The 18,949-nt window shown below is 71.7% G+C and carries 17 protein-coding genes; 13 read left to right on the top strand and 4 right to left on the bottom strand.

Annotation, left to right across the window (positions count from 1 at the left end; genetic code table 11):
• The first annotated feature begins 241 nt into the window (after positions 1-241).
• The gene (locus ACQEXA_RS47580) at positions 242-1,075 is read left to right on the top strand and encodes a LuxR C-terminal-related transcriptional regulator (protein ID WP_433134767.1); all 834 of its coding nucleotides are present in this window, start codon (positions 242-244) and stop codon (positions 1,073-1,075) included.
• Between the two features lie 39 nt (positions 1,076-1,114).
• On the opposite strand, the gene ACQEXA_RS47575 is transcribed toward ACQEXA_RS47580, so the two are convergent.
• Positions 1,115-3,166 (bottom strand): SpoIIE family protein phosphatase, encoded by a 2,052-nt coding sequence (locus ACQEXA_RS47575; RefSeq protein WP_432924385.1) that lies wholly within the window; start codon positions 3,164-3,166, stop codon positions 1,115-1,117.
• A 599-nt stretch (positions 3,167-3,765) separates the two neighbouring features.
• On the opposite strand from ACQEXA_RS47575, the gene ACQEXA_RS47570 reads away from it, so the two are divergent.
• From ACQEXA_RS47570 to ACQEXA_RS47555, 4 genes are all read left to right on the top strand, one after another.
• Positions 3,766-4,947: a PP2C family protein-serine/threonine phosphatase gene (locus ACQEXA_RS47570; protein WP_433132975.1), complete on the top strand. Its 1,182-nt coding sequence runs from the start codon at positions 3,766-3,768 to the stop codon at positions 4,945-4,947.
• Positions 4,948-5,208: 261 nt separating this feature from the next.
• Positions 5,209-5,868 (top strand): phosphoribosyltransferase, encoded by a 660-nt coding sequence (locus ACQEXA_RS47565; protein ID WP_432924391.1) that lies wholly within the window; start codon positions 5,209-5,211, stop codon positions 5,866-5,868.
• 105 nt (positions 5,869-5,973) lie between these two features.
• The gene (locus ACQEXA_RS47560) at positions 5,974-6,651 is read left to right on the top strand and encodes a dienelactone hydrolase family protein (RefSeq protein ID WP_359392675.1); all 678 of its coding nucleotides are present in this window, start codon (positions 5,974-5,976) and stop codon (positions 6,649-6,651) included.
• A 128-nt stretch (positions 6,652-6,779) separates the two neighbouring features.
• Positions 6,780-7,229, top strand: coding sequence for an SPW repeat protein (locus ACQEXA_RS47555; RefSeq protein ID WP_432924393.1), 450 nt, complete (start codon positions 6,780-6,782; stop codon positions 7,227-7,229).
• A 68-nt stretch (positions 7,230-7,297) separates the two neighbouring features.
• Here ACQEXA_RS47555 and ACQEXA_RS47550 read toward each other — a convergent pair whose 3' ends face one another.
• Entirely contained in the window at positions 7,298-8,422 is a 1,125-nt protein-coding gene (locus tag ACQEXA_RS47550) for an MGDG synthase family glycosyltransferase (protein WP_432924395.1), read from the bottom strand.
• 309 nt (positions 8,423-8,731) lie between these two features.
• Between ACQEXA_RS47550 and ACQEXA_RS47545 the strand changes: the two genes are divergently transcribed.
• The 3 genes from ACQEXA_RS47545 to ACQEXA_RS47535 are packed head-to-tail and all read left to right on the top strand — an operon-like array spanning position 8,732 to position 11,381.
• Positions 8,732-9,571, top strand: coding sequence for an SDR family NAD(P)-dependent oxidoreductase (locus ACQEXA_RS47545; RefSeq protein ID WP_432924397.1), 840 nt, complete (start codon positions 8,732-8,734; stop codon positions 9,569-9,571).
• Between the two features lie 7 nt (positions 9,572-9,578).
• Positions 9,579-10,505 (top strand): DMT family transporter, encoded by a 927-nt coding sequence (locus tag ACQEXA_RS47540; protein WP_432924399.1) that lies wholly within the window; start codon positions 9,579-9,581, stop codon positions 10,503-10,505.
• 45 nt (positions 10,506-10,550) lie between these two features.
• Positions 10,551-11,381: a polysaccharide deacetylase family protein gene (locus ACQEXA_RS47535; RefSeq protein ID WP_432924401.1), complete on the top strand. Its 831-nt coding sequence runs from the start codon at positions 10,551-10,553 to the stop codon at positions 11,379-11,381.
• Between the two features lie 217 nt (positions 11,382-11,598).
• Here the strand turns inward: ACQEXA_RS47535 and ACQEXA_RS47530 are convergent, their stop codons facing one another.
• Complete coding sequence (locus ACQEXA_RS47530; RefSeq protein WP_359392665.1) at positions 11,599-12,177, bottom strand: TetR/AcrR family transcriptional regulator; 579 nt, start codon at positions 12,175-12,177, stop codon at positions 11,599-11,601.
• 269 nt (positions 12,178-12,446) lie between these two features.
• On the opposite strand from ACQEXA_RS47530, the gene ACQEXA_RS47525 reads away from it, so the two are divergent.
• The 4 genes from ACQEXA_RS47525 to ACQEXA_RS47510 are packed head-to-tail and all read left to right on the top strand — an operon-like array spanning position 12,447 to position 17,278.
• Positions 12,447-13,019 carry a (2Fe-2S)-binding protein gene (locus ACQEXA_RS47525; protein ID WP_432924403.1) on the top strand — a complete coding sequence of 191 codons (573 nt, stop codon included), beginning with the start codon at positions 12,447-12,449 and terminating at the stop codon, positions 13,017-13,019.
• A complete protein-coding gene (locus tag ACQEXA_RS47520; RefSeq protein WP_433132973.1) occupies positions 13,016-14,008 on the top strand; it encodes an FAD binding domain-containing protein in 993 nt (330 codons plus the stop codon). Before ACQEXA_RS47525 ends, ACQEXA_RS47520 begins: the two co-directional genes overlap by 4 nt.
• Complete coding sequence (locus ACQEXA_RS47515; protein ID WP_432924407.1) at positions 14,005-16,143, top strand: xanthine dehydrogenase family protein molybdopterin-binding subunit; 2,139 nt, start codon at positions 14,005-14,007, stop codon at positions 16,141-16,143. The genes ACQEXA_RS47520 and ACQEXA_RS47515 overlap by 4 nt, the downstream gene beginning before the upstream one ends.
• Complete coding sequence (locus ACQEXA_RS47510; protein ID WP_432924409.1) at positions 16,136-17,278, top strand: XdhC family protein; 1,143 nt, start codon at positions 16,136-16,138, stop codon at positions 17,276-17,278. The genes ACQEXA_RS47515 and ACQEXA_RS47510 overlap by 8 nt, the downstream gene beginning before the upstream one ends.
• A 634-nt stretch (positions 17,279-17,912) precedes the next feature.
• On the opposite strand, the gene ACQEXA_RS47505 is transcribed toward ACQEXA_RS47510, so the two are convergent.
• Positions 17,913-18,206, bottom strand: a complete 294-nt coding sequence (locus ACQEXA_RS47505; protein WP_432924411.1) for a hypothetical protein — start codon at positions 18,204-18,206, stop codon at positions 17,913-17,915.
• A gap of 360 nt (positions 18,207-18,566) precedes the next feature.
• Between ACQEXA_RS47505 and ACQEXA_RS47500 the strand changes: the two genes are divergently transcribed.
• Positions 18,567-18,785 carry a hypothetical protein gene (locus ACQEXA_RS47500; RefSeq protein WP_359392653.1) on the top strand — a complete coding sequence of 73 codons (219 nt, stop codon included), beginning with the start codon at positions 18,567-18,569 and terminating at the stop codon, positions 18,783-18,785.
• Positions 18,786-18,949 lie beyond the last annotated feature (164 nt).

The raw sequence follows: 18,949 nt of genomic DNA, 5'->3' as shown, positions 1-18,949 counted from the left end.
TGCACCGGCTCATCGACCTCGTCGTCCTCGACGAGCGATGGCGAGTCACGGTCTACACGGTTACCCGGTGCCCTCGGCCACGGCCACCCCAGCGCCGGGGCGGCGGAGTCCATCCGAGAACATGACGCGCGTCGGTTGAAGTTTGCGTCAGTCGGGCCTTGCGCTGCTATGGGTATAACTGCGTACGCGGACGGGTGGAGAGGGACAAGTGACGTACGGGCGGGGCAATGCCTATGAGCGCATGTTGTCGGTGGCCGTGGCAGCGCTGCACGAGCGTGACCCGGACCGGCTGTGGCCGCTTTTCGCCGAAACCCTGCCGGGCGTGTGCGGTGGCGAAGCCCTGATCTACAAGCTGGACGAGTGGAACGAGAGCAGCGGCACGGTGGGCCTGCCACCCGGCGGGGCGGCGTTCGAGCTGCTCGATGAGGAGTCCATGGGACTTCTGCGGACGGGCTACCCCTTCGCACAGCACTACGCGACGGAACACGAGCGGGCGCCTGTCACGGCCCGTCAGGTCGCCGGGACCCGATGGCCTTCGAGCCCGACCGCACGTTTGATCGGCGAGCTCATGGACGTGAACCATGTTCTGGCGATCCCGCTGCCCGGGTCGAGCACGCCGGTCACCGGATGCCTCATCTACCGCTCCGGCAGGGACTTCGACGACGACCACATACGCCTGGGCCGGCAGATGCAGCCCCTCCTGGCCGCCGTCGAGCAGCAGCGGCGGCTATTGCAACGCTGGCAGCGGACGGTGGTCTGGGCGGACACCGCGGGTGCCCCTGACGGACCCGCCCAGGACTGCGATCTGACGCCCCGGGAGACCACCGTCCTTCTACTCCTCACGGACGCCCTGACCGCCACGGCCATGGGGCGCCGTCTCGGGATCTCCAGCCGTACGGTCCACAAGCACGTCGAGAACATCTACCGCAAACTCGGCACACGCGACCGCATCAGCACAGTGCTCCGCGCCCAGCAGCTGGGCCTCGTGCCCACGCCTGCCTCGCCCAGGCCTCTGCGCCGCGGGCAAGGACCCGAAGCCGGAACGTCGTCCGGGACCGCCGCGTTCCTTCCCTAGCGACCGTGCCGCCCCGCCCGTGTCGCGGACGCGCATGCGCTACTGGGCACGGGCCACGAGGAGGGCCACGTCGTCGTGGTCGTCCGGGTGGCGGAGCCCGTGCAGCAGGAGGTCGCAGGTCTCTTCCAGCGGACGGGAGGGTTCGTCCAGGAGGCTCAGCAGGAGGTCGAGGCGGTCGTCGATGGGGTGGTGGCGGGTCTCGACGAGTCCGTCGGTGTAGAGGATCAGCAGATCGCCGGGGCCTAGGTCGACGGTGGTGGTCTCGAAGGGGACGCCGCCGACACCGAGCGGAGCTCCGGGCGGAAGGTCCAGCAGGGTGGGTGCGCGTCCGGGACGCACCAAAGCGGGCGGCATGTGTCCTGCGTTCGCGATGTGGCACTGCCTTCGCTGCGGATCGCACACGGCGTAGACGCAGGTGACGATGTAGTGCTCCAGATCGCAGGTGATCTTGTCCAGGTGCTGGAGCACCGCGTCGGGGGCGAGGTCGAGGTCCGCGTAGGCGCAGGTGGCGGTCCTCAGCCGGCCCATGGTGGCGGCCGCGTCGATGCCGTTGCCCATGACGTCGCCGACCACGAGCGCGGTCTTGTCCTCGGCCAGGGGGATGACGTCGTACCAGTCGCCGCCCACCTCGCTGGTGGCCTGGGCGGGCTGGTAGCGGGTCGCGAGTTCCAGACCGTTGTGGTGCAGCGGGTGGTTGGGCAGCAGGCTGCGCTGGAGGGTGAGGGCGGTGTTGCGCACGCTCTGGTACCACCGCGCGTTGTCGATGGCCACGGCGGCGCGACCGGCCAGCTCACTGGCGAGTACGACGTCGTCGTCGTCGAACGGCAGGGGGTTGCGGGTGCGCTTGAGGTCGAGGGCCCCGAGCACCTCGCCGTGGGCGATCAAGGGCACGGCGAGGTAGGAGTGGACGCCGGCGCGAGCCAGCAGCGAGGTGCCCTCGGGGTCACGGGCGATGCGCATCAAGTCGTTCTCGCCCACGTGCCGCACCAGGACCGGCCGGCCGTTGTGGACGCACAGGGTGACCAGTCGGTCGCTGTCGTAGGTGGCCAGGTCACCGGGCGGATCGGCGGCACGGAGGGCCACGGTGGGGTGCGCCGCCTTGAAGGCGAGAGCGCGGAAGAGCTCGGGGCCGCTGCCGGGTGTTCCGGTGCGGCGGCAGGCGAGGGCCGAGTCGAGCACGTCCACGGCGACGATATCGGCGAGCACGGGGGCCGCGATATCGGCCAGTTCGCGGGCGGTGCGGTCCACTTCCAGGGTGGTGCCGACGCGGGCGGAGGCGTCGGCGATGAGGGCGAGACGGCGTCGCGCCCGATCGGCCTCGGTGGCTGCCCGATGGCGCTCGGTGATGTCCACGACCGAGATCGCGCCGCCAAGAATGCGTCCGCCCGGGTCGTCCAGCCGGTAGAAGGAGATGGACCAGGCGTGGTCGTGGTCGGGATCGGCGGGGGTGCGGCCGACGGAATACTGGTCGAGGATCGGGGTTCCGGTGGCCAGCACCTGGTGCAGGGCGGACACGATGGTGTCGATGTCGGGGATGGACAGGGTGTCTTTCAGATGGCGGCCGATGTGCTCGTGGGCGGGCAGGCCGTCGATACGCTCCAATGCGGGATTGATCAGAAGGAAGCGCAGCTCGGGGTCCAGGAGGGCGAGGCCGATCGGAGACTGGTTCACCAGCCGCTCGCACAGTGCCAGGTCGGTCTCCACGCGCTGGAGTGTGCGGTGGTCGGCGGCGATGCCCAGGGCGAAGACGTCCCCGACGTCGTTCAGCAACCGCATGTTGCGGAACTCCATCAGCCTGGTATGGCCGTCCTTGTGCCGGATGGGAAAGGCGCCCGCCCAGCTGCGGCCGGTCTGCATCACCTCGGCGAACAGGGTGAGGACCGCCTGGAAGTGCTCCGGCTGGATCAGCAGGCGCGCCGCGTAGCTCCCCAGGGCCTCTTCCGCGGTGTAGCCGAACAGTTCCTCGGCCTGCGGGCTCCAGAACACGATGCGCCCTTCGGAGTCCAGCACCACCGCCGCGACACTGAGGAGGGCCAGCAGCCCGGTCGCCCCGGACTGGTCGCCGTTCACGTGGAAGGATTCGGTTTGCATCCCAGATCTCCCTCCGTGTGCCGACATGAACCGCGGGCGGGATCCGCCATGTTCCATGGCCGGCTTCCGGTCGTTCCATGCTGCTTTTCGCCGAGTACCCAACCCAGCCCGGATGCGACTCGTTGACATGCACAGGTGGTCCGCCGGACGCGGCCCCCCGCGGTGGACGAAGAGGGCGGCAACCGGCCGGTCACGGCCGCGCACGGTCCGTCGCGGTGGCGGTCGAGGTCCCGACGACGGTTCTCGGCTCCCGGTACCGATGCGGCTGTGCAGTGCTTTGTCGCTCCCCCCGCTCACCACCGCAGTACGTGCACGCCGCAGTACGTGCACTGCGGCGTGCGGGACCTACTCTGCGTGATCTTTATATCGTAGGATCGAACCAAAGATCCTGACATTCCCTTGCGGAGCAATGACCGGGTCGATCTGACGGACCGCATCAGGCCGGTTGTGTTGGACCATGCCCTGCCAGGAGTTCTTGTGCACAGGCCGAGTGAATGGATCCGCCGGGGCTCTACCCGGGCGCCGGGCCGTGCGACCACGTGCGCCCCGGGTCCCCCGAGGCCTGTTCCGATGTGGGCTCGCCCCCTGCGGAGCGACAGGTGATCGGGCCTGGCCGCCGTCGCGCCGAGGACCGCCGTACGCCCCAGCCGAACAACTCGGGCATGCAGGTGCCGGCCCCGCCCGCATGGATGCGCTGGCTGCCGGCCATGTACGTCGCCATCGTCCTGGCCATCGAGCCGGTCACTCCCGTGCAATGGCCGGTGAGTTTCCTGCTCATCGCCCTTCCCCTGGTCGCCGCCTTCGCCCACTGCCCCACCACGGTCGCCGTCGTCACGGTCTGCGCCATCGCCCTCGAGGCCCTCCTCGCCGGCACCCCGTGCTGTGCGGGCCGCTCGGTGGGTTTCCTGTGGGAGCGCCACTATGTGGCCGCGTACATCTCCACCGCCCTGATCGGCGCCCTCGGCGCCATCGTCGCCGCCCACCGCACCCGCCGGGAGCGAGCCCTCGCCACGGTGCGCGCCGTGGCCGAAACCGCGCAACGGGTCCTGCTGCGCCCGGTCCCCCACCGCCTCGGCCAGGTCTGTGTGGAAACCCTCCACCTCTCCGCCGCCGCGGAGGCGAACATCGGCGGGGACCTGTACGAGGCCGTGCCCACCGCGCACGGGGTCCGCCTGCTCATCGGTGACGTCCGGGGCAAAGGCCTGGTCGCCGTGGAGACGGCGGCAACCATGCTGGGCGCCTTCCGCGAGGTCGCCCACGACGAGCCGGATCTGGCCGCGGTGGCACACCGGGTGGAGACGAGCATGGCCCGCCGAGCCGCCCAGCTGCCCAGCAGCGAGATGGCGGAGCGCTTCGTCACCGCGGTGTTCGCCGAGATCCCCGAGGACGAACCCGTCGTGCGCCTGGTCAACTGCGGCCACCCACCACCCCTGCGCATCGGCCCGGGCGGGGTCACCGAGCTGGAATCGGCCGATCCCTCGCCCCCCATCAACCTCGGCGTTCTGATCGGTGACCACTACCGCGTGGAAGTCGAGTCCCTGCGGCCCGGCGACCAACTACTGCTCTACACCGACGGTGTCACCGAGACCCGCGACCCCGACGGAAACTTCTACCCCCTGATCGAACGCCTCCGGGAATGGGGCGCGCTCCCGCCCCGTGAACTCCTGGACCACCTGCACCAGGACCTGCTCGCCTTCAGCAACGCACATCTGGACGACGACACCGCCGTACTCGCCGCCTACCGCCTCCCCGACCCGGCGGACCAGCTGATCCAGCTCTGAGGTCTGCCGAGCCGCCCGAGCGGTCCCAGGTAGTCGACAGGGAAAGCGGCCAGCGGCCGCACGGCACCGTCCACCCGAATTCGAGCGCAGATTCGGCGTCTGTGTCGGCACGCTGGGTACCCGCGCTCGTTGAAGCACATCTTGCGTGGGTATAGGGCGAAGTAGGCACCCATGGGTGCTCCGTCCGCGACGGCTGGAGTCGACCACCGTGTACGCAGGCCCCGCAGGCCCGCGCCAGGAGGCGAGGAAGGGAGCAACGCCGTGCGTTACCGCAACCGTCGGCAAGCCGGACAGGAACTGGCCGAACGGCTTCTGGAGTGGGCCGGCAGCGGTGATCTCACCCACGTGATCGTGCTCGCGCTGCCACGCGGCGGTGTTCCGATCGGGGCGGAGATCGCCCGGGCCCTGAAGGTCCCCCTGGACGTACTGGTCGTCCGCAAGATCGGCGTGCCCGGTGCTCCGGAGATCGGCATCGGCGCGATCGTCGACGACGATCCGCCGCTGTTCGACGCCGTGGGCCTGGAGGCGATGCAGCTGGACGAGCACAAGCTCGGTTCGGAGGTCGCCGGGGAACGGGCCGAACTGTACCGGCGCGAAGGTCTCTACCGGGCAGGGCGCCCCGCGCCACACGTCACGGGACGCACCGTGGTACTCGTGGACGACGGACTGACGACCGGCATCACAGCTCGGGCGGCACTGCGCCATCTGCACCGCGAGGCCCCGCACCGCCTCGTCCTCGCCGTCCCCGTGTGCAGCCGCTACGCCGCGCGGGAGTTGCAGGAAGAGGCCGACGACGTGATCTGCCTGCACCAGCCGCAGCACCTCGGGTCGGTGGGCGAGTGGTACTCCGACTACGAGCAGGTCTCCGATCAGGAAGTGCTCGAGGCGCTCAAGAAGCTGCGGGACCTCCACCCGGCCTGAGCCCGGGACGTCGCGGCCGGTGGTGGACCGTCGGAGCGCGCGTGTCGGCCCACCCTGGGTACCCGCAGTAACCGGATATCAAACAGCCACGGGGAGATGAACAGGATGATCTCCGAGTTGGTGATGGTGCCCACCGAGGAAGCGGTGCTCACGGGTGACCTGGTGGTGCCCGGGCACGTACCCGCGGTGGTGCTCTTCGCACACGGCAGCGGCAGTTCCCGGCTCAGCGTGCGCAACCGCGCGGCCGCAGCCGAGCTGCACAAGATGGGACTGGGCACATTGCTGCTGGACCTGCTCTCCGAACGTGAAGAGCGCGAGGACGCGGCGACGGCCCAGTACCGCTTCGACATTCCTCTGCTGAGCCGGCGCCTGGGCGCCGCTCTCGACTGGCTGGCGCAGGAGCCCAACACCAGGGGCCTTCCCGCGGGCCTGTTCGGGGCCAGTACGGGGGCGGCCGCGGCGCTGATGGCGGCGGCCGAGCAACCGGAGCGGGTGTATGCGGTCGTCTCCCGGGGCGGGCGGCCGGACCTGGCGGGCGACGCCCTGGAGCAGGTGACGGCACCGGTCCTGCTCATCGTCGGGGGCAACGACGAAACGGTCCTGAATCTCAATCAGGAGGCCGCCGCGGCGCTGTCGGCGCCGCACGAGATCTACGTGATACCGGGTGCAACCCATCTCTTCCCGGAACCCGGCGCCCTGGAGCAGGTCGCCGAGGCCGCCGGGCGGTGGTTCCTGGCCCATCTGCCCCAGCGGGAAGGCCCCGAGGGGCGGCAGCCGGGGTGACTCTCCCGACGCGTTGCCTCCGCCGCCCTGACCGACTGGAGCAAATGCCATAAAGGATGAATAAATCACCCATATTGGGGAATTCGTTGCCTAAGGGAATAACCTCTCATAGAGGGGAGACGGCAGCGATGTCGTATCCGCGGCAGTCCACCAGTGCAATGGGCACGCATCCCGAACTGGCAGAGATGCGGGAACGGCTCGAGCGCACGGCCTCCAGCGGCTCGGCGATCGCCATCGAGGGACTGATCCTCCTGGCGGGCGTCTACGCCGCGATCTCAGCTTGGGTCGTGCACTTCTCGGCCTCTGAGCGCAATCTCACCGTCAGCAATCTGATCGTCGGCATCACCCTCGCCCTCATCGGGCTGTGCCTGACCATGGCACCGGAACGCATGTTCCGCGTGGCGTGGGTGGTCGCGCCGCTCGGCGTGTGGCTTCTGATCTCCCCCTGGGTGGTCACCGCGGCCCACAGCGCGACGGCCGGCATCATCTGGAACAACTGCGTCCTCGGCGCGGTGACGCTCCTTCTGGGGCTCGCCGCGATGGGGCTGACCATCGGCGTAGCCCGCCGCGGTCGGTGAGCCCGGAGAACCTGCCGAGAGCCGGCGGGACCTCCCGCCGGACGCAGGACGTCCTTCGGTTCGGCTGATCAGGCGGCCGTGTCGATGACCGCCAGCAGCCGTGTCAGGACATCGTCCCGGAAGAGCGCGCGGCCCTGAGCCGCACGGCGCTTCCGGTCGGGACCGGCTACGGCGATTCGCCCCAGCGCGTCGAGCAATTCACGCTCGTCGACCGCGAGGTCGGAGAGGCCGAGTGCGGCCATACGCCGTACCCCGTCCGCGCCATGGCCGGGCAGGGGCCGGTACCCCACGACCGGAAGCTCCGCGGCAAGGGCCTGTACCGCGGTCTGCCCGGCGGCGTTGTCGACCAGAGCCCGGGCTGCGTGCAGCAACCCGGGCATGTCGGCGCTCCAGCCCAGGGCGAGCACTCCCGCGTCGCCGGACAGGGTGCTGCGGAGCCGCTCGTTGCGGCCGCACAGGACCACAGGAAGGAAACCGCGCGCGGCGAGCAGCCGTGCGGTGCCGGGGAGGCGGGAGCCGGCTCCCCAGGCGCCCGCGGAGAGAAGCACCGGCGGGCGTCCGGGAGCGTGCCGCTCGAAGCGTCGTGCCCACAGGGCCGCCGTGGCCGCCGGCGCGAAGAACTCGGGTGCCACGACGGGTCCGGCCGCGTCGGCGGATACGGAGATGTCCTGACGCACCTCTTCCGCGGCCTGGTCCGTGACGCACAGATACCTGTCGTTGCCCTCGTGGAGCCACTGCCGGTGCACGGCGAAGTCGATCAGGACGACGACGCTCGGCACCCGGAGCCGACCCTGGGACCGCAGATGACCGGTCAGTTGCGCGCCGACGTGGAAGACGGGAACCACCATGTCCGCGCGGGTGTCCTGCACCAGTGCCATGAGGCGGTCGCCGGCGAGCCTGGCCAGCGGCACGCCACTGGGCCGACGGCCGGTCCCGCGCCGCAGGAACACGCGATAGACCGCCGCGTACGCCCAGGGGAAGCTCCGTACGGATGCCTGGTAGCCGCTGCGCAGGCCCATTCCCAGGCCGGGCGGCAGCAGACCCAGGACGTCGACCACTTGTGCCTCGTGACCGCTGCTCCACGCACGGCGCGCGAGTTCGGCGGCCACCGTGTCGTGTCCGGACCCCATGCTCGCGCTGACGATCAGCAGCCGCCGGGAGTCACGCCGGGCGCGCCGGGCAGGCTCAGCCACGGCATGCGGGAGAGGCTGCGGGGGCGGCCGATCGTGGTGCGATCCCATCGGCGGAGCCGCGCCCGTCACCTGTCGTCGGCGGACAGGTCGCGTCCGCTCGCGTCGCCCACTGTGGCGACGCAGGGGAAAATGCACATATCAGTACTGATTGTCCCTGTCCATCCATGTCCAAACGCCTCCGACCCCCTGCCGAGTTTCGGAGTGTGGCGATCGGGATACCCGCCGTCCGCACCCTTGGCTCGAACCCAGGAGCAGTCGCCTTCCGCCCGTCACTCCGGTGTCCGCCAGTCGCAGCTGAGGTCAGCCGCCATGTCTCATGCTCCCTCCCGTGTTCGATCCACTTCCGCCTTCCCTGTGGACGCGCCGTCCGAGACGGGCAGGCGTTCCGATGGCCGGTCGGTTCGGCGGGGTACGGCACTGGTGACCGGCGCGTCCTCCGGCATCGGAGCCGCCGTCGCCGGGCGCCTCGCCGCAGAGGGAGGGTGGCGGCTGGTGCTGAACGGGCGCGACATGACCCGGCTGACCCGTGTCGCCGCGCAGACCTCCGCGATCGTCTTCCCCACGGATCACACCACGCCGGGTGCCCACCGCCGACTGGCCGAGTTCGCACTCGACCGCCTGGGCCGGGTGGACCTGCTGGTGGCGTGCTCCGGCATCGGCTGGGCGGGCGACTTCGGCAGCATGCCGGCCCGCGACATCGACGAGGTCATCGGCGTGGATGTGCTCGCCACGATGCACCTCATACGGCAGCTTCTCCCCCACATGGTGGAAGCCGGCTCCGGACGCGTGGTGATCATCGGATCCTTCGCGGGCACGGTGGGCGTACGCGACGAGGCCGTCTACTCCGCGGCCAAGGCGGCACTCGGCACCTTCGCCGACGCCCTGCGGTACGAACTGCGCGGCACGGGTGTGGGCATCAGCCATGTGGTCCCCGGTGTGGTGGACACTCCGTTCTTCGATCGGCGCGGGGTGCCCTATCTGCGGTCGAGGCCGAAGCCGGTGCCGCCCGAACGGGTGGCGGAGGCCGTCTGGTCGGCCGTGTGCCGGGGCCGGGACGAGGTTTTCGTACCCGGTTGGCTGCGCCTGCCCGCGCGAGTGCGCGGCGCGGCACCGGGGCTGTACCGGCGGCTCGCCGCCAGGTTCGGATGAGTGACGGGTGAGCTGGCTGACGGTCCTCCTGGCCCTGCTCGCGGCGCTCTGCAACGCCTCGGCGTCGGTCCTGCAGCGCCGGGCCGCGACGGACGAGCCGGAGAGCGGCAGAGGGGTGCGCCAGGCGGCGCGGTGGCTGGCCGGGGTACTGCGGCGGCCGCACTGGCTGGCGGGTGCGGGCATGCTCGCCCTGTCGACGGTGCTGCAGGCCGCCGCGCTGGCCGTGGGCAGCCTGTCCCTGGTCCAGCCCCTGATGGCGAGTGAGCTGCTGTTCACCCTGGCCGTCGGTAGCGTGGTCTTCCACCGGAACCCCGACCGTCGCACCTGGCTGGCCTTCGTGGCCCTCGGCGTCGGTCTGGCCCTCTTCCTCGGTACGGCGAATCCCTCCCCCGGCCGGTCCACGGCCCTGCCGGGGCGCTGGCTGCCGGCGGGATTGTCGGTGCTGTGCGCCGTAGCCCTGTTGGTGGCCGTGGCCCGCCTGTGCAGGGGCGCCCCGCGCGCCGGGCTGCTCGGGCTCGCGTCCGCGGTGTCGTTCGCCGGCACGGCCGCGCTGCTGAAGGAGGTCACGGGAAGAGTCGGGCAGGAGTCCGGCACCGTGCTGGCGCAATGGCCGCCGTACGCGACGGTCGGCGTCGGGGTGGTCGCCTTCCTGCTGTTGCAGAGCGCGTTGCGGGCCGGAACCCTGGCGGCGTCCCAACCCGCCCTGACCCTCGGCGACGCCCTGACCAGTGTGGCGCTGGGGTGGGCGCTGTTCGGCGAGCAGATCGCCCTCGGTGTGCGGATCCTGCCGGAACTCGTCGGTGTGGCGCTCATCGGGGCCGGAAGCATCGGGCTGGCGAGAGCCCCGTCGGTCAGCGGCGCCTGGGACTCGGCGCCGGGAGGCCGCAACGGCGCGGACCCCGGCACACAGAGACCGGCACATCAAGGGTCGTGAACCGGCCACCCCCGGACCGCGACGCCGAAGGAGGCGGACTCACCCATGCCCCATCCCCCCGGCCATTCCCCCGCCATGCGTGCCGGCATGGCCCTGGCGCCGTTCGCCGCGGTCGCGGCCGCGCACATCGGTCCGGCCGTGACCTGGCTGCCCGGCCTGCGGCGCCGCTGCTTCCCGCGGCTCGCCGGTGTCGGCCGCCCCGGGCACATCGCCCTCACCTTCGACGACGGTCCGGATCCGGCGTCCACACCGCGCTTCCTCGACGCGCTGGACGGTCTCGGCGTGCGGGCGACCTTCTTCGTGCTGGGCTATGCCGTCGCGCGGTACCCGGCACTGACCCGTCAGACCCTGGAGCGCGGACACGAACTCGCCGTGCACGGCTGGACCCATGACCGCCCGTGGCTGCCCTCCCCCGGACGGGATACGGCCGACCTGCTGCGCGCGGTCCATGCCGTGCGTGCCATCACGGGCAGTGCGCCGCGCTGGTACCGCCCGCCCTACGGCATCCTCACCTCGGGGCGCTGGGCGGCCGCCCGGAGGGCGGGGCTCGAACCGGTGCTGTGGACCGCCTGGGGCAGGGACTGGACCGCCGACGCCACACCCGACTCCGTACGCGCGGTCGCCGAAGCCGACCTGCGGGGCGGCGGCACCCTGCTCCTGCACGACTCCGACCGGACCTCGGCCGCCGGCTGCTGGCGCGCCACACTCGGCGCGCTGCCGGGGATCGTGAACACCTGCCGTGACGCCGGTCTGACCGTGGGTCCGCTCGCCGAACACGGCACGGGAACCGGCAGAGCGCGCGTGAAGAACCACGGTGCCTTCGCGGTCGCCGTCGGCAGCGGCCGGCCCAAGCCGGTCGGCTCCGGGGAGCCGTAGCCCGGAAGCCACCGATGCGAAGGGTGCGCCAGCGATGTCCGGAACGGCGCGCCCGTGATGGTGCGGGGGCACCCGAGTCGCCCGCACCGGCGGGCGCGCCGCATTCATGCCGTGGCACCCGTGTCGCCCGCACCGGCGGGCGCGCCGCATCCATGCCGTGGGCGCAGGCGAAACCGGCCATCTGCCCTCGCGCTTGAGCACGGCGGGGGCGCGCTGCTCAGACCCGGGGCGCCCCCCCACGCAGTCCGTCCATCACGAGGTCCAGCAGCCTGGTGGCGCGCGGCTGCCAGTCCGTGCGGGGATCGATCTGCCAGAGGCCGGCAATGGCGAGGAGGAAGTCGTCGGAGGTCACCCCCGGACGAATGGTGCCGGCCTCCTCGTTCGCGCGGAGCAGGAGTTCGGCCGCGGAGGTCACCGGTGTGTGGCCCGGTTTCGCGGGGCTCCCGGGGGCGCTGGTGGCCTGCCGGATGGCATCCGCCAGACCGGCCTTGGCCATGGCGAACCGGGCGAGGCGGTCCATCCACTCGCGCAGCGCCTGGTCCGGCGCCCGGGTCGCCAGCAGCTGGGCCGCGCTGTCGGCGACCTGCTGCGTCTCGTACCGGTACACCTCGAGGACGAGCGCCTCGCGATTGGGGAAGTTGCGGTAGAAAGTGCCCTGCCCGACGCCCGCCTTCTTGGCGATCACGCTCAGGGGGGTGTCCGCACAGCGCGTCAGCTCGGTCACGGCCACCTCCAGGATGCGCTCGCGATTTCGTTGCGCGTCCGAGCGCAGAGGCGCCTCCTTCTTCCGCTGCACTCGCCCTCCTCGCAGGTCCCCGGGCGAACCCTGCCTTGCTAAGCGGACAGCTGTCCGCTACGTTTCTCATTACCGGACGACTGTCCGCTTAGCTCCACCATAGCGTCGGACACGGCCGAGGCCGCCTGCCGGTGGCCGCCCATCGGCGTCGTCCCCCCGCATCCTGCACGCATCGCAAGCGATACCGCTACGTACAGCGCCATCCCCCCCGAGTCGTCTGCCTGCCGGACCGCCCCCACGTGCCCCTGATACGGGAAAGAAGGCTGATCATGGCCCCAGCCCCCTTGTCGACGTACAGCGACATCACCTTGAACATCAACGGCGAGAAGTACGCGCTGTCCGTCGACCACCGCACCACCCTGCTCGACGCACTGCGCGAGCGCCTCGATCTGACCGGCACGAAGAAGGGCTGCGACCAGGGACAGTGCGGTGCCTGCACCGTACTGGTCGACGGGCGCCGGGCCGTCTCCTGCCTGCAACTCGCGGTGGCCGCCGAGGGGCGCGAGATCACCACCATCGAAGGCGTGGCCGACGGCGAGCGGCTCCACCCCGTTCAGCAGGCGTTCCTCGACCTCGACGGCTACCAATGCGGTTACTGCACCCCCGGACAGATCTGTTCCGCGGTGGCGGTGCTCAAGGAACACGCCGAGGGCTGGCCCAGTGCCGTCACCGACGACGTCCGGCCCGAAGCGGGCCCACCACCGCTCACCGACGACGAGATCAGGGAGCGGATGAGCGGCAACCTGTGCCGCTGCGGCGCGTATGTGTCGATCGTGCAGGCGGTCGCCCGGGCGGCCGCTGCCGGCGCGGAGGCGCAGGACGCGGCGGAGGCGGCGGCATGAGGGAATTCGGCTATCAGAAGGCGTCCGACGTCGCCGGCGCGGTGGCCCTGCTCGGTGACGATCCGGACGCGCGCTTCCTCGGCGGCGGCACCAACCTCGTCGACCTGATGAAGACCGGGGTGGAACGGCGCGCCCGGCTGGTGGACGTACGCGAACTCCCCCTGGACCGGATCGAGTCGACGGACGACGGCGGCCTGCGCATCGGCGCCACCGTCACCAACGGCGATCTCGCCGCCCACCCCGAAGTACGGCGACGGTATCCGGCGTTGGCACAGGCGGTGCTGGCCGGTGCCTCCGGGCAACTGCGCAACATGGCCACGGTCGGCGGGAACCTGCTCCAGCGCACCCGCTGCGGCTACTTCGCCGACGTGACCAGGCCGTGCAACAAGCGTGTCCCGGGCAGCGGCTGCCCCGCGGTCGAGGGCGAGCACCGCAACCACGCGATCCTCGGTGCCTCCGAGCACTGTGTGGCCGTCCACCCCTCGGACATGGGCGTGGCGCTGACCGCCTTCGACGCCGTCGTCTCCTACGAAACCGTGGACGGGCCGGGCGAGTTGCCGCTCACCGAGTTCTACCTGCCGGTGGGCGACACCCCGCACCGGGAGACCGCGCTGCCACTGGGAGCGCTGATCACGGGCGTCACCCTGCCGCCCGCTCCGGTCGCCGCTCGATCGCGCTACCGCAAAGTGCGGGAGCGTGCCTCGTACGCGTTCGCGATCGGCTCGATCGCCGGTGCGCTCGACGTCCGGGACGGTGTCGTGCAGGACGTACGTCTGGCCTTCGGCGCCGTGGCGTCCCGGCCCTGGCGCGCCCGGACGGCCGAACGCGTCCTCACCGGCGCGCCGGCCGACGGCAAGGCCTTCGCCGCCGCCGCGGACGCCGAACTGACGGCGGCCGAGCCGCTGCCGCACAACGGATACAAGGTGACACTGATGCGCAACCTCGTGGTGGCCGTGCTCACCGAACTCGCCGAGGAGGCGGACCGATGACGACCCTGACGACCGGGACCGCGACGGCCAAAGCCTCCGTCGGGACGGCGCACGTCCGTGTGGAGGGCCGGGACAAGGTCACCGGGGCGGCCCGCTACGCAGGCGAGATCCCCTTCGCCGAACTCGCCCACGGCTGGCTGGTGCTGTCCACTGTCGCCCGCGGCCGCATCCGCTCGGTGGACACGGCTCCGGTCCTCGGTATGCCGGGTGTCCTCGCCGTGCTGCACCACCAGAACGCCCCGCGCGTCGACAGCGACCACACCGGTCTGCTGGGGGTGGCGCCGGAGCCGACCTCGGCCCTCTTCCAGCACGACCGGGTGCCGCACATGGGCTGGCCGGTGGCGCTTGTCGTGGCCGAGACGTCCGAACAGGCCAGGGAGGCCGCCGAGGCGCTCGTGGTGCACTACGCGCAGGAGCCGCACGACGTGGCGTTCAGCGGCGGGCACCCGGATGCGTACCCGGTGGACGGCCATATGCCGGGGGTGACGGAGCGAGGGGACCTCGACGGCGAACTCGCGGCGTCCGCCGTCGTCGTGGACGCGGAGTACACCACGCCGGAAGAGCACCACAACCCGATGGAGCCGCACGCGGCGATGGCCCGGTGGGACGACGGGCGGCTCGAAGTCGTGGACTCCAACCAGGGAACCACCTGGGTCGCGGACGGACTCGCCAAACTGTTCTCCCTCGACCCGGCCGCGGTGCGGGTGCGGTCCGAACATGTCGGCGGTGGCTTCGGGAGCAAGGGCGTCCGCGCCCACCAGGTCGCAGCCGTGATGGCCGCCACCGTACTGCGGCGCCCGGTACGCGTGATCATGACCCGTCGTCAGATGTTCTCGCTCGCCGGGTACCGCAGTCCCACCACCCAGCGCGTCAGGCTCGGCGCCGACCCCGACGGACGGCTGCGCGCACTGGAGCACAGCTCCCTCAACCTCACCTCGACCGTGCACGAGTTCGTCGAGCCGAGCGCCGGGGTCGCACGGGTCATGTATGACGCCGACGCCCATCACACGGCCAACCGGGTGGTACGACTCGATGTGCCGACACCGACGTGGATGCGTGCGCCGGGCGAGGCACCGGGCTCGTTCGCACTGGAAGCGGCACTCGACGAACTCGCCGAGAAGTGCGGGATCGACCCGATCGAGCTGCGCGCCCGCAACGAACCCGAGCGAGGTCCTGTGTCCGGGCTGCCGTTCGGGGGCCGCAACCTGCTCGCCTGTTTCCGGGAGGGCGCCCGCAGATTCGGCTGGGCGGACCGGGACCCGCGTCCCGGCCTGCGCCGCGACGGGCGCTGGCTGCTGGGCACCGGCACGGCGGCGGCCTCCTTCCCCGCGGGAGCGGGACCGTCCACCGCGGTCGTGACGGCGGAGGCGGACGGCACCTTCACCGTGCGGATCGCCGCTGCGGACATCGGAACCGGGGCCAGGACCGCGCTCACCCTGGTCGCGGCCGACGCCCTGGAGGTGGTCCCGGACCGTGTCCGGGTCCGGATCGGGGACAGCGACTTCGGGCCGGCGATGATCGCCGGAGGGTCGATGGGCACCCGCTCCTGGGCCTGGGCGGTGACGGAGGCCGCGCGCGAGGTGCGGGAGCGACTCGCCCTCGGCACCGCCGTCCCCGCGGAGGGCATCACGGTGCGGTCGAACACGTCCGCGGCCATCGGCGCCCTCACGCCGAAGGAACGGCACTCCTTCGGAGCGCAGTTCGCCGAGGTGGCCGTCGACACCACCACGGGAGAGGTACGCGTACGACGCATGCTCGGCGTCTTCGCGGCGGGCCGGATCGTCAACCCGCTCACGGCACGCAGCCAGTTCGTCGGCGGGATGACCTGGGGCATCTCCATGGCACTGCACGAGGAGGCGGTCAGGGACCTGGCCTCGGGCGGACACGTCGGAGCCGATCTCGCGGGCTACCACGTCGCCACGCACGCCGACGTACCGCACCTGGAGGCGCACTGGCTGGAGGACCCGGACCCGGACGACCCGGTCGGCATCAAGGGCATCGGGGAGATCGGCATCGTCGGCGCCGCGGCGGCGATCGCCAACGCGGTCTGGCACGCCACCGGTGTACGCCACCGGAATCTGCCCATCCGTCCCGACCGTGTTCTGTCGGCCGGCGCGGGAGCGCCGCATGCTTGACATCGCCGGGCAGTTGAGCGGCTGGATCGAGGAGGGCCGGGACTTCGCCGTCGCCACCGTGGTGGCCGTCGGCGGCAGCGCGCCGCGCGGTCCCGGCGCGGCCCTCGCCGTCGACAGCGAAGGCACGGTCATCGGCTCTGTGTCCGGCGGCTGTGTCGAAGGGGCGGTGTACGAGCTGTGCGTCCAGGCGCTGCGGGACGGCGAGACGGTTCTGGAACGCTTCGGCTACAGCGACGAGGACGCCTTCGCCGTCGGGCTGACCTGCGGCGGGGTCATCGACATCATGGTCACTCCGGTCGGCACGCAGTCACCCGCACGGCCGGTCCTGCAGTCGGCGCTGGCGGCAGCCGTACGGCATGAGCCCGCGGCTCTCGCCCGAGTGGCCCGGGGGCCGGCCGCCTTGCTCGGCAGGGCCGTGCTCGTGCGCCCCCACGGAGCGTACGAGGGCCATCTGGGCGGGCGGACGGAACTGGACCGGACCGCGGCGGCCGAGGCACGGGCCATGCTGGAGGCCGGGCGCACCGGCACGGTCGAGCTTTCGCAGGACGGATCGCACTGCCCGGGCGGCCTCACCCTGCTGGTCGAGACGCATGTGCCCCCGCCGCGGCTGATCGTCTTCGGGGCGATCGACTTCGCCGCCGCGCTCGTGCGTGCGGGCAAGTTCCTCGGCTACCACGTGACCGTGTGCGACGCCCGGCCGGTCTTCGCCACACGGGCCCGATTCCCCGACGCGGACGACATCGTGGTCGACTGGCCGCACCGCTACCTGCGGCGTACCGCGACCGACGGGCGCACGGTGCTGTGCGTGCTCACCCACGACGCCAAGTTCGACGTACCCCTGCTCAGGGCGGCGCTGCGGATGCCGGTCGCGTTCGTCGGCGCCATGGGCTCACGTCGCACCCATGAAGACCGCAACCGGCGGCTGCGTGAGGCGGGGGTGAGCGAGCGGGAGCTGTCCAGGCTGCGGTCGCCGATCGGCCTCGATCTGGGTGCCCGGACGCCCGAGGAGACCGCTCTGTCGATCGCGGCCGAGATCGTCGCGGCCCGGCGGGGCGGCACGGGCGTCCCGCTGACCGGCTCCGGGACGCCGATTCACCATGGCGCGGGAGAGCGGGGCCGCGTCGCGGCCGCCTGAGCGGCAGGACGGTCCCGGCCCGGGCACGGGTCGACGGACTCGAGTGGCCCTTTCGCGGCTGGACGCCCACGTTCTGACGGCCTGTATGCCAGGTGCCCACCGCCACCTGAGTGCCGATGACCGAGGCGGCCTCGACCTCGGCTCGTGAGGCACCAGCGGTCCCTGAACGTCCGGTCGGGTGACGCCGTCCGCCCCTGTCTCGAATCCGGCACCCCTGGGCGCCGCGCTCGCTGGGCGGGGCCCAAGTGGAGCCTGCACCATGCGCAGGAGGGGCCGGGCACCGGCACGGACCAGGTGCCCGCCCGCCTCGGCCGTAAGAGGGATCGGTCCCGCCGGAGCCGGGGCGTGCCCGTCCGGCAGGTCCCGGCTCGGATAGCTTTCGGGAGCCGACCGGAAAGTACGCATGACCTACCGTCAGCTGTACTGACCGGACACCGCCGTGCCGGCGCCACCCGTCCGACGCCCTGCTCCCGGTCGCCGACACCAGGCACGAACCGGCCGGCCGGGCTGGGCAGCGGGGGCTCCGGTACGCCCCGACAGCGCATGGTCCCCTGCGCTGTCGGGGCCGACGGGCGGCGGCTCCTCCTCCTTCGCCAACTGCTCGGCGCTCTTCCGGACTTGCTCGACGCAAGGGCTACGGTTGCGTGCTGGCGGAGGCCGACGTCGAGTCGGCTCCCTTCTCCTTCGCCGCCTGAAGCGCCTTCAGGTAGTCCTCCGGGGACAGCGCCTTGCACTCCGGCGTGCCGTCGTCCGCGGTGTCGTTCTTCCTGGCCACCAGGGCGTCCGTGCAGGCGGCTATCTGCTCCGCGCTCGCGGTCTCGGCAGCAGTGGAGGTCGGCTTCGCGGACCCGTCACTGCCCGAGTCCAGGGCGGAGCAGCCCGTCAACGCGAGCACGGCGACGACGAATACGGCGGCGGTGTGGCGCATGGTCTTCCTCAAGTAGCGGGCAGTTCGGTCAACGTCGGGGACGGGGTGTCGAGGGCCTGGATCACGGCGCCGGGCATCCCTCCCGGCAGGGCCGCGAGGGCACGGCAGAGCTGCCGCCTGGGCCGGCGGCGTATGCCTGAGTGACCTCGTGGTCACGTAGGGGAACGGCCGGACTTTTGCATTCCAGGCGCGCCGCGTCAACCGCTCCTTCACAATTAGGCCGCGTCGTTACGGATCAGCGCCCGAGCGGGCAGCGAAGCGGCCGGAGCCGGCCAGCCGGACACCCGCCCGCCCGAGCTGCGAGGGCCCGCCCGGGCGCCGCGGGATGCGGGCCTGCCCCTGACGGGTGAATCTGGGGGTATGGCCGAGCGTCGCGTGATCGTTTCCCCGCCCTCCGAGACCGGCGGCCGGCGTGTCCGGGCTGACGGCGAAATCCTGGGCATGGCGTACGGCCTGCACGATCTGGCGGTGCTCCTGCAGCGTGCCGGGCTGGAGGGCTGGGACGAACTGGATGTCGCCGAGTCACCCCTGATCGAGTGGCACGGTGGTGGACCCGAGGTATGGCCGAGGAGCGGCTGAGCGCGGCCGACCCAGTCCGTACGGCTTACCGCGGTGGCGGATCGGTCGTGCTCCCGGGTGCCTCACCCGGCGGCGGCTGAAGGGGCGACGAACGCCCTCGCCGTGCCGTGCCGCAGCGCCGCTGGGTGAACTCGGCTGCGCGAGGGCGCCGGCGAATCCGGGCG

The organism is Streptomyces sp. CA-106110 (genome assembly GCF_050936285.1).
Lineage (GTDB): Bacteria > Actinomycetota > Actinomycetes > Streptomycetales > Streptomycetaceae > Streptomyces.
The sequence above is the reverse complement of the archived record's forward strand: the minus strand, read 5'-3'. Positions and strand labels throughout refer to the sequence as shown.